This window comes from Grimontia sp. SpTr1 (genome assembly GCF_947387585.1).
Classification (GTDB): Bacteria; Pseudomonadota; Gammaproteobacteria; order Enterobacterales; family Vibrionaceae; genus Enterovibrio; species Enterovibrio indicus.
This window is the reverse complement of record NZ_CANDOD010000016.1, coordinates 112127-126488: the sequence shown is the minus strand read 5'-3', so window position 1 is coordinate 126488 and position 14362 is coordinate 112127. Positions and strand designations below refer to the sequence as shown.

At 48.0% G+C, this 14362-nt stretch carries 12 protein-coding genes; 7 read left to right on the top strand and 5 right to left on the bottom strand.

Features of this window, described 5'->3' with window-relative positions; translation table 11 throughout:
• Positions 1-248: 248 nt before the first annotated feature.
• The 4 genes from QL223_RS19945 (at position 249) to QL223_RS19930 (ending at position 4011) form a co-directional block, all read left to right on the top strand.
• Positions 249-1091 (top strand): hypothetical protein, encoded by an 843-nt coding sequence (locus tag QL223_RS19945; protein WP_281545744.1) that lies wholly within the window; start codon positions 249-251, stop codon positions 1089-1091.
• Between the two features lie 71 nt (positions 1092-1162).
• The gene (locus tag QL223_RS19940; RefSeq protein WP_281545743.1) at positions 1163-1888 is read left to right on the top strand and encodes a hypothetical protein; all 726 of its coding nucleotides are present in this window, start codon (positions 1163-1165) and stop codon (positions 1886-1888) included.
• A gap of 84 nt (positions 1889-1972) precedes the next feature.
• Positions 1973-2431, top strand: coding sequence for a GNAT family N-acetyltransferase (locus tag QL223_RS19935; RefSeq protein ID WP_281545742.1), 459 nt, complete (start codon positions 1973-1975; stop codon positions 2429-2431).
• A 365-nt stretch (positions 2432-2796) separates the two neighbouring features.
• A complete protein-coding gene (locus tag QL223_RS19930) occupies positions 2797-4011 on the top strand; it encodes a leucine-rich repeat domain-containing protein (RefSeq protein ID WP_281545741.1) in 1215 nt (404 codons plus the stop codon).
• Positions 4012-4113: 102 nt separating this feature from the next.
• Here the strand turns inward: QL223_RS19930 and QL223_RS19925 are convergent, their stop codons facing one another.
• Together QL223_RS19925 and QL223_RS19920 are read right to left on the bottom strand one after the other, a co-directional pair.
• Positions 4114-5841, bottom strand: coding sequence for a hypothetical protein (locus QL223_RS19925; protein WP_281545740.1), 1728 nt, complete (start codon positions 5839-5841; stop codon positions 4114-4116).
• A gap of 250 nt (positions 5842-6091) precedes the next feature.
• On the bottom strand, positions 6092-7072 hold the full coding sequence (locus QL223_RS19920) for a rhodanese-related sulfurtransferase (protein ID WP_281545739.1): 981 nt from the start codon (positions 7070-7072) through the stop codon (positions 6092-6094).
• Positions 7073-7367: 295 nt separating this feature from the next.
• Between QL223_RS19920 and QL223_RS19915 the strand changes: the two genes are divergently transcribed.
• The 3 genes from QL223_RS19915 to QL223_RS19905 all read left to right on the top strand — a co-directional run bounded on the left by QL223_RS19915 (position 7368) and on the right by QL223_RS19905 (position 10724).
• Positions 7368-7967 carry a hypothetical protein gene (locus QL223_RS19915; protein ID WP_281545738.1) on the top strand — a complete coding sequence of 200 codons (600 nt, stop codon included), beginning with the start codon at positions 7368-7370 and terminating at the stop codon, positions 7965-7967.
• A gap of 174 nt (positions 7968-8141) precedes the next feature.
• Entirely contained in the window at positions 8142-10118 is a 1977-nt protein-coding gene (locus tag QL223_RS19910) for a RecQ family ATP-dependent DNA helicase (RefSeq protein ID WP_281545737.1), read from the top strand.
• A gap of 84 nt (positions 10119-10202) precedes the next feature.
• Positions 10203-10724: a DUF2058 domain-containing protein gene (locus tag QL223_RS19905; RefSeq protein ID WP_281545736.1), complete on the top strand. Its 522-nt coding sequence runs from the start codon at positions 10203-10205 to the stop codon at positions 10722-10724.
• A gap of 100 nt (positions 10725-10824) precedes the next feature.
• Here the strand turns inward: QL223_RS19905 and QL223_RS19900 are convergent, their stop codons facing one another.
• From QL223_RS19900 to QL223_RS19890, 3 genes are read right to left on the bottom strand one after another with little or no spacing between them, the layout of a single operon-like run.
• Positions 10825-11652, bottom strand: a complete 828-nt coding sequence (locus QL223_RS19900; protein ID WP_082111467.1) for an ATP-binding cassette domain-containing protein — start codon at positions 11650-11652, stop codon at positions 10825-10827.
• 2 nt (positions 11653-11654) lie between these two features.
• Positions 11655-12518, bottom strand: a complete 864-nt coding sequence (locus QL223_RS19895) for an ABC transporter ATP-binding protein (protein ID WP_281545735.1) — start codon at positions 12516-12518, stop codon at positions 11655-11657.
• Positions 12519-12529: 11 nt separating this feature from the next.
• Entirely contained in the window at positions 12530-14356 is a 1827-nt protein-coding gene (locus tag QL223_RS19890; RefSeq protein ID WP_281545734.1) for an extracellular solute-binding protein, read from the bottom strand.
• Positions 14357-14362: the final 6 nt, after the last annotated feature.

The following is a 14362-nucleotide window of genomic DNA, read 5'->3' as shown; positions in this document are numbered from 1 at the left end:
TCAGCAGAGCCATGTATCTATGAGCGATATTGAAATGGCCTGGCATAGTAAGAGTGCGGAAGGTCTGAGAAACGTTCGGGACTTCTTTGATGCAATAATTAGTGACGAGGAAAGTGGTGGACTTTCAAGTGTGCTTGTCGGTTGAACAATGGTGTCGATAGCAAATTTAGTTTTTGGAGCGTGTAACTCAGAGAGATCTGTTATCAAATAGCAAAAATTAAATCTTACCTTTGAGACTTCCTCTTAGAATGAAAAGCTTACAAGAACTTATAGGCTCCGCTAAAGAAGCAATATCAAGCAGAGTGAGCAACCCTTTTGTGTTTGGTTTTGTGATTTCGTGGGTGCTATGGAATGTCCAAGGTGTACTTGTTTTTGCCTTTTCTGACAATGCTGCACGACTAGCAATGCTTCAAGGTGCCAGCTTTGACTTGCAAAAAGACCTCATTTACCCGGCTCTAAGCACGATTACTTATCTTGTGCTTATGCCCGGAGCCAATTTACTCCATTTAATGATTTCTCTTTACTTTGAGAAGGCTAAAGATGCTTTAGAGCACCGAGGAGCAATGGAGTCTCTTGTGCGAGCGAAAGAGAAAAATCGAGAAATTATAGAGAACGACTTGGAGATACTTAAAGCAGAAAGACTGAGTGAAGTAAAAGGTTGGCCTGGTCGTAAAGCACTTTATGCTCATGAATTTTTCGAACTCAAGAAAAAGCATTCAGATGCAATATATCTTCTGAAAGAAGAGCATATGGAGTATGAGCAAGTACAGCAGTCAATGATTGCCGAGTTTAAGAAAAAGTTAGAGCAGGAGCAGGAGGCACTAGAGTTTAGAGAATCACTGGTGTTGGAATTAGAGAACAACAAAGTTGCACTAATGAAAAAAGTCGATGAGATATTGGAGCTGTATGATAGCGAGTTTTTCACTGTGAAAACTGATGATGTTTATGAGCAATGGGCTAATGTAAATTCTTCTATTGGAGACCCTGACGTCGTTCTGGGTATTCGTGTCAAGTTGGGCGAGTTGTCCTCAGATCCTAAAAACACATCTCCTACATACGTTCCGGCCCTATTCCCAGAAGAAATGAACTGAACTCATTACAACAGACAAACTGCTGAATGCGGCTACATGTGTCGGAAGCAATCACAATTATTGAGAGTAAGATGAAATTGATTCGAAATATGAAAGACTCGCTTTTGAATGCAGGTGAAGCGTCAAAAGAACTTTGTCAGGCAGCAGAGTCTTCAATAGATATCTTCATTGAAAGTGAAGTCTTGTCGGAAGTTCCATTCGTAGAGTATGCGTTCTCAATAAAGAATGCATTTGATAAATACCAAGTCGCAAAGGTAAAGAGAAACTATGCTAACTTTCTTAAGTCAGCATCCACTCTAAACTCGGAAGAAGCCTTATATTTCACCGATCAGGTTTTTGCTAATACTGAGCAGGCAGAAGAGGCAGCAGAAACCATTTTTGAAATCATTACTTCTGCAGAGCGCCCAATCAAGGCTGAAATACTTGGACGCCTTTGTGTGAGCTTTGCTAAGGGTAAAATCGATCTGAATGAGTTTAACTCGTTAATGCATATTACATGTGCTGCAACAGTTCCAGCGCTTAAAGCGATGCAAGGGCTAATGAACTTGTATAGCAATCAAGTAAGAACCTATTATCAACGTTCAAAGCCGTATATAGCTCAATTATCCTCTGTTGGCTTGGCTGTTAACTCTAGTAAATCAAATGGTTGGGAGCTGACAGAGCTAGGAATTCAGCTAGCTTCATTTGGTTTTGGGTTTACGCTATATCAAGCTGATGGCAAATTGTATGAAATGCCAACAGAACTTAGTGAGTCGAACGAATTTCTAGTCTTCGAAGGTGACGAAGAAAGCATATAACAAGCGCAAGCACACGGAACAATTTTCCGCTGCGCTCCAAATTGTCCGGTGTTGCGGGCGTTATGTGCTTTGGTGGAAATGAATATGGGAATCACAATCAGGCTTATCGAAACAGAAAGCATTGAGGACAAGGGTATATTCGAGACTTTGTTTAGAGAGTACCTATCTGGAGTCTCGGTTGAGCTAGATCTCTCAGTAATTGCTCAGCTATTTGCGTTGCCTTATTTCCATGGATTTATCAGTTTTGTCGACAATAAGCCTGCCGGTTTTGCGGTTTGCTTCGAATCGTTTTCAACTTATCGTGTGCAAAGAGTGATGAATATCCATGATTTTATGGTTTCGGGCAACTTTCGAGGTAAAGGTGTGGGCAAAGCGCAACTGAATGGTATCGAACAGTATTGTCGTGATAATGATTACCTCAAAATCACACTAGAGGTCGGTGATGATAATGTTGCAGCTAAAAAGCTCTATAGCTCATTGGACTACGAAGATTACAGAGTAGTTTTGACAGGGCAGCAACATTGGCAAAAGTACCTCAGTTAGCACGCATATAACACATATGAGCCCTTCTCCGGTCAATAGGCAATAGTTTTCTTCTGGCTGCGTTAGCAGCCAATGCTCTCGAACAACAAAGTCGTCTACTTCGATTTTCCCTTCCTGAAGTTATCTGAATCAGACGCTTTCGAGCACCGACTCTAACACACTTTTGTCCAAAAACTATTTAGCCTTCCTGAGAGAGCAAATCCCCTCGTGTCTTTACAGAGGGGATTTTGGTTATTCGGCAATCTAATCTTCTCTCTGCCCAACAGTGCACCGACTCGGAGTAACGATTAAAAACTGTGTAACCCATTGAAAATAGGTGTTTAGCTTGGCTTAGTGTGAACACTGGATGTCCGAAAGGGAACACAATGTCATCGATTACACAATCATCGCCCCGAGTCTCGCGATGGGTTATCTGGGGGATTTTGCTGCTTGTCGCTGGGTTGTTAGTCGAAAGGTATGTCACGTTATACGGTTTCACTCAAGTGCCTGCGCGCATTGTAGCGTGTGAGGGGAAATGGGTTGAAACGTCCCAGAGAACGTCGGGTGGCTATCGAAAAGATGTGGTGTATTACCCGGTTGCCGAAACCGAGAGTGGCATGAAAGCCCAAGGCAAGGTGCTAATGCCGACGCGTAATCTCTGTTCGCAAACCGTTGGCAATCGAATTGAAGTCTTGATTGACCCCAATAGCCCTCAAAAAAACCGCATGTACAGCTTCATTCAGTTTTGGGCTATCTCTCTGTTCTTCGCACTGTTTTTTCTTTGGTCTCTGATTGCGATCTTATCTCGCCGTGTCGCACCCGCAGCGGGCATCCTGATGTTGGGCTTTTTTGCCTGGCAAATTGCACAAGAAATGAATTATGTGGGTGGGGAGCCGATTGAACCAAATGCAAAAGAACAGGGCGCAGCTCAGCACCAAGCCGGTATAGATGCGCAATCTGCACGAGCACTTAATCGCTGCGTGTGGCAAGCAAAGCGAGAGCAAAAAGTAGAATCGCGTAGCCAAATCACCAAACTGGTCTGCCAAGGTCAGAAGATCAAAGAACTCAGTGCCATTGAAGATTTGGTTTCACTGAAAGAGTTGTATCTGCAAGACAATCAGCTGGTTGACTTAGAAGGGCTGGCACCCTTTACCCAGTTAAAGGTACTCAGTGTCGGTGGAAATAAAACGCTTCAGACGACATCAGGTATTGAACTCGCACCAAGCATTGAAGAGTTTTATGCAAACCGAACGGGATTGAAAGACCTAAAGGGCTTCGACAGTCTGCCCAATCTGCGCATTTTAGGGGCCATCATTAACGATATCCGTGACATTGCGGTACTTGAACGATCGCATCAGCTGCAAGAGCTTTATCTTTCGTACAATGACATTGCTGATCTAGCGTCTCTGGCGAACAAGCCTCATCTTGCAAAACTACAAATAAGCGCAAATCAGTTTAACGATATCTCGCCACTGTTTGGGAATCTCAATCTGGCTCAAGTGCTGGCTAAGAGTGAGAAAAAGGTGCCTTGCGAGCAATTTCAGATACTTAAATCAAAGTTAAGTCCAAACGCAAAAGTGCATCTACCAGAGGGGTGTTAGGTGAAGCCTCTTGAACCTATACAGAGCTAAAAAATCCCCTCGCGTTTCCGCTTAGGGGATTTTAGTTCTGGCCAATCAAACGTTAGGCATTACCTTGTTCAATTAGGGTTTAGGCCCGGTGACTCGTGCATAATCTACATTCAAGTCGGTGCTTTCAACGCAGCATGATACAGACGTATTTGTGATCTGTATTCGCAGGTAGCTTACGTTAGAAGGTACGGTAAAGTTGAAGTTGATGTTCGTTGAATTACCTTCAGTTAACGAGAAACTTCTGGAATAGATATTGCTGTTGTTACTACCGTTGGAAATTCTTACTTCACCACCGTGTGTGCCACCCGTACCGCTTCTTTGCGCCCAGAACCTGGTTTGAACGGAATATTGTTGACCCGGAACGACATTGAAGTATTGATAGACTGCGGCGCCTTGGCCTTGACCACCCGTGTTGAAATTATATGAGCCGTAACTGTGGTCCAGATTTCTTCCATTCAATCCGTTTTCGATTTCACTCCAAACGCCACGATAATTCATCTCAGGGTTACCGAGTAACTGGGTAATTTGGTAGTCATCGTTCGTGATTGTCGATGAAGCCGATTTCGCATCGCTCTCATTGTCGCGGAACCATGCTCTGAGTGAGAAATTCTCGTTACTTTCAAACACAGTATCTTCGATGGTGTTGACCTTGACTTTCAGCCAACCGTTGCCGGGCGGCACGCTCACATTTGTAGCACTACTACTCAGGTTTGCACTGACCGAAGAACCATCTTCAAACTCGATAGTCACCGCCCCACTAAAATCACTGTTAATGACAGCGCTGCCGTTATTGAGTGTAAGGTTAATATCTGTCGCTGCAGCCGTATCTTTATCAAAATTGACGGTAAAGGTGGCTGTATTGCCCTCTTCTACCGTGCTACCGAGGACATTATCAACGTCATTTTCACGCTGACTTGGGAATACCGTTGCAGGGTAGCATGTGTAATCTTCTTGCGTATTTGTTGCCATAGCGCTGAGTCTGGCTGGTATAAGTCCGACTTTCACGACTTCGCCTGTCTCGGGGTGTAAACGCCAGAGGAATGTGCTGTTGATATTCCCTGTCACATTCTGATTCTTAGCCGCAATGAGCATTTGGCCATTTTGGTCGAGTGTGGCGCTGGTGATGAAACCAATACTGTGGAACGCTTTTAGCGTCGCAGCGCCTGTAGAAGTGTTGATAGAGAACGTACGTGTGTTGGTGACAAACAGTAATTCGCCTTTGTAAAACACGAAGTCGCCCCAAGAAGTAAAACCACTGCTGCGCAGATTTACATCGAAATCTGCTATCGGCGTTGTGGTGCCATTCGAGGGGTCGATAGAGAAGATCTCATTGTTGTTAGAGGCGAAGATTTGGCCCGATGAACTATCAAAAGCCATGCGGAAAGTGTCTTTGACATTTCCAACGACAGTATGCTGCTTCGTAGAGGGATCATAATAGGCAAGTTGAGTAGATTCTGAGGCAGCCGCGTGGAAACTTATATTTTTCAACTCCTCAGCAGTGACAAGATCTTCCAGTCCCTCTACGAAGTATCTCGTAGGGCGTGGTGCACTGACATAATAAATGCGGTTATTGATGCTGTCATAGGTCATGGCAGAGCTACTGAAAGATGCTCTCGACACTGCAAGCGCTCGGCTGCCGTTATAAGAACCTGTTAGCTTTTCATTCTCTTGGATGTCTACCAAAATACCAACGTCCCCTCTGCCAGCATTAAGGGAGTAAACATTTCCAAGGCAGGCGGCGTGTATTGGTTTGGCAAATAAAGCGGTGATTACGAGTGAGGTGAGAATAGATTTTTTCATCATAGGCATCCTTCTCTTATTGCGTTGTTTACGGCGTCAATCGTTGAGATTGACTTACCAACATCGAGATTGTACGAATACCTCTCCGAGAGGAGCTTTCTCATTCGTGATACTAAGCCATAAATCAACCTAATTAGTGGAATAAGTATGAGGGTGGCATGTTGAAAATCTGAGCAGATGCTGACTTAAACCATCAAAAAATCCCCTCGCGTTTCCGCTGAGGGGATTTTTTCGGGGCATTCAAGCAGCCTTACTTTGCTTTCCGCTGCTCTGCCTTTTTCGCCAGCTTTTCATTTCTGCGCTGGGTAATGATTTGGTCAGCTTCGCCACCAACATGAATTTCGCCGCGCGCCCTTGAGAGCTGCACTTGCTTCTCACGTTCACGGAAACGGGCTTTTTGCTCGTCGGTGTGTTTGTCGATGCACTTAGGGCAGCTGACGCCTTGCTCGAACGCTTCAGACTGCATGTCTTCTTCAGTGATAGGCAAACGGCAGGCGTTACACATTGCGTAACTGCTCTTTTCGAGCTGATGGTTTACTGCCACTCGGCCATCAAATACATAGCAATCGCCTTCCCAAAGGCTTTCTTCCTGAGGCACTTCTTCGAGGTATTTCAGAATGCCACCTTCCAGGTGGTAAACTTCTTCAAAGCCTTGCTCTTTCATGTAAGCAGTCGACTTTTCACAGCGAATCCCGCCTGTACAGAACATGGCGACTTTCTTGTGTTTGGCTGGGTCCATATTTTGGGCGACGTATTCCGGAAACTCGCGGAAAGTGTCGGTTTTTGGGTTCACCGCATTCTTGAAGGTGCCGATTTCGATTTCGTAATCGTTGCGGGTATCCACCACAAACACTTCGGGGTCGGAAATCAGTTCGTTCCAGTCTTCAGGTTTCACATAGGTGCCGACCACATGGCGTGGGTCGATGCCTTCTACACCCAAGGTGACGATCTCTTTCTTAAGTTTCACTTTAGTGCGGTTGAATGGCTGGTTTTCGTCGAATGACTCTTTATAGACGGTATCAGCAAGGCGAGGGTCTTTCTTCAGCCATGCCAACAGGGTGTCGATACCTTCGCGCGTGGAGGCGACGGTGCCGTTAATCCCTTCGTTCGCCAGCAGCAAGGTGCCGCGAATGTCATTTTTCTCCATTAACGCCTTCAATGGCTCACGGAGTTCCACATAATCTTCAAGGCGCACAAATTTGTAGAGTGCGCATACAACGTATTGATTCATTTTATCTTCCATTTAGCGAGCTGGAGCGTAAATCCAGAGCTTCCTTAGTTGAGCGGTTGAAGTATAGCGAAGCAAGATAAGGCTAAATACGGATAGAAAGTGTGGTTACAGGTTTACGCCCATTTATGCTCTCTGTGTTGCGGATAGCCACAGAAATTCCTGGTGTGGCATATAGACAAGACAAAATCGGGCGTGGCGCATTGTTATTGTGTTGAGTCTATATCCAAACAATCTGAAAGTGAGCATCTTCAGGTTGCTTGGGTATTACCTCATCGAATTTTCTGAAGGATAAGAAATGGGCTTTTCACTTTCCTGGGTGGCGGTTAAAACGGAAAACCAAGATGCAGTATTGGAGACGTTGGGATTCACGGCAACGACAGAAACCGACGAGTATTTTGAATCTGCCTTAGCAGGCGTTGCTTTGCGGGATGACTGGTATTTGGTGGTTGGTCAGGGGGCGAACAACCTCATCATTGCCAAAGAGTCGTTGGCTGATCTTTCTCGAATCGGCATGGCTATCGCCTGTTCGGTAGAGGAGCATGTCATGGTGTCTTCCGCCGAGTGTTGGTTCGCTGGCGAGAAGCGTTGGCAGGTGAAGCATGATGCTCAAGAAAGCCGTTTGAACCTGACTGCAGAAGGGCAATTGCCTGTGAGATTTGAGACGTTGAAAGTGCAGTATCTGGCCGATCAGGAAGAAGATGGTGGTGAGTCGGCAGATGTCGACCATGTCTTTGAAGTCCCTCTTGCACTTGCTAGCACGCTGGTGGGGTTCAAGCATGATGAAGATTGTTCAGATGTCTTTGCCAATGGCCTGCCCGTGGTGCTTTCGGGCAGCCATGAGTCAGAAGCGACTTTCACTTTTGAAATCAAAAAGCCATGGTGGAAGTTTTGGTGATAGCTTCCTCAGTCTTGGCATGATTTTTATGCGTTTTTCTAGCAAGTGGATGATGCTGCTTGATTGGTTTTCACCCGAAACCGGAGCGTGCTCGGTCTAAACGGTGTTTGCACTCGAAGCATGGGGTTGCGCAGTGTAGACTGCTCGCAGAACTGACCCGATGACATGAGGTACATGATGCAAACCCCGACGCAAGCAAAGAATGCATACTTGAACACACTCCAAACGGTTTTTGGTTTTGAAGGCTTACGCGGTGGTCAGCAGAATGTGGTCGAAAGGGTATTGGTGGGGCACTCTGCAGCGGCAATCTTTCCAACAGGTTCGGGCAAATCTCTCTGTTATCAGCTTCCTGCGCTTCATCTTCCTCACCTGACTTTGGTGATTTCTCCGCTACTTGCGCTGATGAAAGACCAGCTCGATTTTCTTCGCGGAAAGGGCATTGCCGCCGCCTCGATTGATTCTTCCCTGACTTATGACGAATCGCGCGAAGTGATGCGTTCGGTGAAAGCAGGTGAAACCAAAATCCTGATGATTTCCGTCGAGCGTCTGAAGAACGAGCGCTTCCGTCAGTTTATTTCCTCGGTACCGATTTCTCTGCTGGTGGTGGACGAAGCACACTGTATTTCAGAGTGGGGGCATAACTTCCGCCCTGATTACCTGAAGCTGCCGGCTTACCGCACCCAGCTCAATATTCCTCAAGTACTGCTTCTCACCGCGACGGCAACGCCGCAGGTTATCGAAGACATGCGCAATAAGTTCGGCATCGCCCCTGAGAACGTCGAGGTAACGGGTTTTTATCGTCAGAATTTAGACCTCAACGTGCTTCCTTGTGCGGAACAAGAGAAAGACGAAGCGTTGCTTAGCTTGATGCAGAGCGTGGCGCTTCCTCAGCCCACCATTGTTTATGTCACTTTGCAGCAAACCGCCGAGAGTGTGGCGGGCAAACTCAGGGCCGCTGGCGTTGCCGCGCAGGCTTACCACGCGGGTATGGCGAGCGATGATCGCCAGCGCATTCAAAACGCTTTTATGCGCGGTGAAATCAACTGCATTGTGGCGACGATTGCATTCGGCATGGGCGTAGATAAAGCCGATATACGTGCGGTGATTCACTACGATTTACCGAAATCAGTAGAGAACTACAGTCAGGAAATCGGACGGGCAGGGCGTGATGGTTTGCCTTCTGTCTGCTCGGTGCTGGCCAATCGCCAATCAGTGAGCGTGCTGGAAAACTTCGTGTATGGTGACACGCCGGATTTGATCGCCATTCGCGCCGTGATTGATGAGATTGGTTCGACACCCGCGGGTAAACCGTGGGAAGTCATGCTGACTCGCCTTTCCAAAGAATCCAATGTGCGCCAGTTGCCACTCAAAACCTTGCTGGTTTACCTCGAGCTTGCGGGCATCATCGAGCCGCAGTTCAGTTACTTCGCCGATTACCGTTTCAAAATGCTGGTGGAGCCTGAACAGGTATTGAACCAGTTTGAAGGCGAGAGAAGACAATTTGTCGAGGCGATTTTCCAATGCTCACCAAAATCGCGCACCTGGCATAGCGTGGACTTTGATGCGCTTTGGCAAGGCTACAGCGCGGAAAGAAAGCGCGCTGTCACTGCATTGGATTACTTTGCAGATAAAGGCTGGATAGAGCTTGAAAGCAAGCAGATGATGGACGTTTATCGCATTACTCAGCTTGAGGCATGTCAGGGCGAGCAGGCAGCGCAGTTGAGCGAGCAGATGCATCAACTTTTCCTCACCAAAGAAGCGTCGGAAATCAACCGTGTGGAAGCCATGCTGTCTCTGTTTGAAACCGAGACCTGTTTGAGCCATCGATTGGCAGCGTATTTCGCTGACCAACACGCGCCAATGCAATGTGGGCACTGCTCTGTGTGTCGTGGCAATGTTGCGCTACTGCCAAAAGCCAGCGCTCAGGCAGAACTGGATGCTGCGGAGTTACAGCGTTTGCTTCAGCCTTTGTTTGACACCGCCGCGAAAGACGGCACACAAGTCTCGGCAGAGGCGGCGACGAGATTCCTGTGTGGCATTACCACGCCACTGACTGGACGTTTACGCGCCGGGAAAATGGAAGGGTTCGGCAAGCTCGCAGCTTATCCGTTTGCTCAGGTGAAAGCGCAAGTGTCAGCAATGGGTGTTTAACCCGTTTGGAAGTGCGCCGAATCTGGCTTAAATGGTATGATTCGGCCATTAATTCGGGAAAATAGCGCCCGCTACGGAGTCAACATGGCAAAACTATCCCTACAAGAGCAGATGCTTCAAGCTGGTCTTATCGACAAAAAGAAAATGAAGAAGGCCGGTAAGAGCTCGAAGAAATCGCGCACGCTGGCAAAAGAAGCCAAAGCCGCTGTTGAAGAAAAACGCGCCGCGCAGGTCGCGCAAGATCAGGAGTTGAACCGCCAGAAGCAGCAGGAAGCTGAGAAAAAGGCGATTGCCGCGCAGGTGAAGCAACTGGTCGAGATGAACAAGATTGACCGCAAAGACGGCGATATCGGCTACAACTTCACTGACGGTACGCTGGTGAAGAAGATTTACGTCGACAAATCGACCCAAGACCAACTGGTGAATGGTCGCTTGGCAATTGCCCGCGACGGTGAAGGTTACGCGATTGTCCCAGGTGTAGTGGCGGACAAAATTGTTCAGCGAGATGAAAACACGATCGTGTTGAATAATACGGTGGATGAGCAGGCGATGGGTGAGGACGATCCATACGCAGACTTCAAGATCCCTGACGATCTGATGTGGTAAACGCAGCCTGTTGATGAATAAGAAAAAGCCCTGTTTCCGGACAGGGCTTTTGGTTTTTATACCAATCACAGTAGGTAGCAGATACTCACTACGATTGGTATTAGCTGGTGGCTTCGGCAGGCCGCTTTTTCTTTCGGTTTCTCGGGTGATTCACTGGCACTGCCGACAGCAGTGTTTGGGTGTATTCATGTTGCGGGTCGGCATACAGCGCTTTTGCATTGCCGTATTCCACCATGTTGCCGAAATACATCACCGCGACGTTATCCGACACCTGACGGACCACAGAAAGGTCGTGGGAGATGAAAATCATCGCCAGATTCATTTCCTGTTGTAGCTTTAACAGCAGGTTCAGGATTTGTGCCTGCACAGATACATCCAGTGCGGAGACGGATTCGTCACAAATGAGCAGCTTAGGTTTGAGCGCAATTGCTCGTGCAATGCCAATGCGCTGACGCTGCCCGCCGGAGAACTCGTGAGGGTAGCGACTAGCAGCTTCTACGGGCAAGCCAACTTTGACCAAGAGTTCTTCGACCCACTGTTTGCGCTCTGCGCGGGTGCCGATGTTGTGGATCTCGAAAGGCTCTTCCAGAATCATGCCCACAGTGTGGCGCTGATTAAGGGATTCCAGCGGATCCTGAAACACGATTTGCATCTCTTTACGAAGCGGACGCATGGCGCGGGGGCTGAGGTCGGTGATGTCTTTGCCTTCAAAGAAAATCTTGCCACCTGTCGGCTCATAAAGCTTGAGAATAGTGCGCCCAAGGGTGCTTTTCCCACAGCCGGATTCGCCCACCAAGCCAAGGGTTTCACCACGTTTCACGCTGAAAGAAACGCCATCCACCGCTTTGATGGTATAGCCCTTTTTGAAAATGCCTTTGCCGGAAACGAAGTGTTTGCAAAGGTTATCTATTCTTAGCAACTCTTCCATGGTTAACCTCGAAATTCCGGAAACAGCGCAGGGTCGATCTCAGGGATATCGATCAATTGCTTGGGTTCGGTGGTCAAATCCGGCATCAGGCCGAGCAGGCGCTTGGTGTATGGGTGCTGAGGGTGGTCAAACAGATCGAACACGTCAGCGTTTTCAACGATTTTTCCGCCATACATCACCGCCACGTCGTCACAGATTTCCGCGACTACGCCCAAATCATGGGTGATGAATATCATCGCCATACCGGTTTCTTCCTGCAGTTCATTCATCAAGTCGAGAATGGAGGCTTGAACGGTCACATCCAGCGCGGTGGTCGGCTCGTCACAGATCAGAATGTCGGGTCTGCAGGCCAATGCCATCGCAATCATCACACGTTGTCGCATGCCGCCGGAAAGGTTATGCGGGTATTCATTGAGCCGTTTTTCCGGCATCGGAATTTTGACTTTTTCCAGCATTTCAAGGGCGGCAGCCTGTTGCGCTTTCTTGCTCATCTCCGGATTGTGGAGCGCGAGTACTTCGGTTAGCTGCTTGCCAATGGAATGCACCGGATTCAGCGCGGTCATCGGATCCTGAAAAATCATGGAAATCCGGTTACCGCGCATTTGGTACATCTCTTCCGGCGGCAAGCTGACTAAATCGGTGCCGCGATAGAAGATCTCGCCGGCGGTGACCTGCCCATAAGGCTTGGGTAGCAAGCCCATGATGGACATAGCGGTGACACTTTTACCACTGCCTGATTCACCGACCAAACCTAGGGTTCGGCCTGCCATGACATCGAAATTCACGCCGTGGAGAATTTTCACCACGCCGTCATCGGTGGTGAATTCTGTTTCTAATCCGCGGACGCTGAGAACCGGTTCCGTCATCTTTCCTGCCTTTATCGCTTGTAGCGATCGTCAATCACTGTCACGGGTTCAAATGCTTTGCCTTCGTCCATGGCTTTGAGCGTTTCTTTTTTCACATCTGAATCAATCCAGAAGGTGCTCAAGCCATAAATGCGGCCAACGGTGAACAGGTAATCCATTCTTTTCTGCATCGGGTTTTCTGGGTACTGCATCCAGCGCCAGTAGCCTTGACGACTCCATGGCAGGATGTAGCTTGGTACGACGACAGACGCATCTTGGATAATGCGTTGGATTTCATGAGCCAGTTGCTGTTTTTTGGTCAGGTCAAACTCAGAGCGGTATTGGGTGATCAATTCATCCAGCTCTGGTGTGCTGAAATTATTGAAGTTATTGGTTTGCGGCTTATTCGCGTTTTCAGAGTGGAAGTACTCCCAATACCCAGGGATCTCTTTTGCACCCATATTGATGAAGGCTAATTGGTGCTTTTTCTCCGACATGTATTTGAAGCCGGTAGCACCATCAATCAATTTGAGTTGGAAATCGAGTCCGGCCAGTTTCGCTTGCTCTTTGAGATAAGCCATGCGTGGTGTCCAGGATGGATATGGGTAGACCAACTCGAAAGACAGGCGCTCTCCTTTGTCGTTGACGCGCACACCGTCACCACCGACGCTGTCAAAGCCCGCTTTCGTGAAATGGAAAATCGCTAACTCGGCATCGAAGGCTGGTGGCGTTGCTCCTTCCCAAGAGTATTTTCCGTTACCTGATCCTGTGGCGTGTGGCTTACGGGAATAGTCTCCGCGGATCATCTTTGCAATCAAACCGTCCATGTCCGTAGCATGCATGATGCCGCGTCGGATATTGATGTCACCCAATAACGGCTGAGCGGTGTTGAGCCACAATCCCCCGGCACCTTGAGGTACTTCGTTGAAGCCCCAGAAACGATGAACATAGCCTTTTTGGTAGACTTCGCCATCTGTCTTTTCATGCCATACTTCTGGCAAGGTCAGCTCAAAGACATCCAGCTTGCCTTTTTCAAAGTGCTGGCGGGCAAGATCCTGGTCTCTGATCACTGTGAAGCGTATTTTGTCGACGTTATAGCGGTTCTGATAGTACTTGTTTTCGTAACCCCACCAGTTGTCACCGACGTGTTTCAGCGTCAGGCTCTTACCCTTTTTAATCTTGTCGACAAAGTATGGACTCGCTGTCGGCTCTGCTTTGAAGTTGTACTTACGGACATAGTCGTCGTCCATACCGTCGCCGTTTTTGTCTTTACCTCGGCTGAAAAAGTGCGCTGGCTTGGGGTTCAGGCCTCCGACTGTCAGCATTAACTCTTCCTGATTTTTCTCTTCTACCGTACTAACGGCAAGCGTGTGGTCGTCGATTTTCACCACATCGGCAATGGTGTTGGTGTAGTAGTCGTTGTAGTAGGGCGCAACAATGTCTTTGGAGCGGTAAAACGTGAGCATAAATTCGAAATCGCTTGCCGTGATGGCTTTACCGTCGTTCCACTTTGCATCTGGATTGAGTTTGAAATAGACCGTTTTGTTGTCGCCAGCAAATGCCCATTCGGTGGCAATGTCAGGTATCCAGTTCAAGGTATCAGGGTGGCGCGTGACGAGTCCCGGCACTTCATCGAGGAAGTAAGTGCGTAAGCCTGAGTTTGAGTCTGGCCCAACGGTACGCAGCGTAAGCGGGAAACTGGCGAGGTGAGTGCGCAATGTTCCGCCACGTTTGGCTTTGTCAGACGCAAATACCGGATCGTCCCAGTTTGTCTGCCAGTTAAGGTTGGCAGGAAGTTCGGCGGCTTGCGCGGTGAAAGCGAGTGCGCTTAAAGCGGCGAGTGTGGTCAATTTAAACATGGTCAC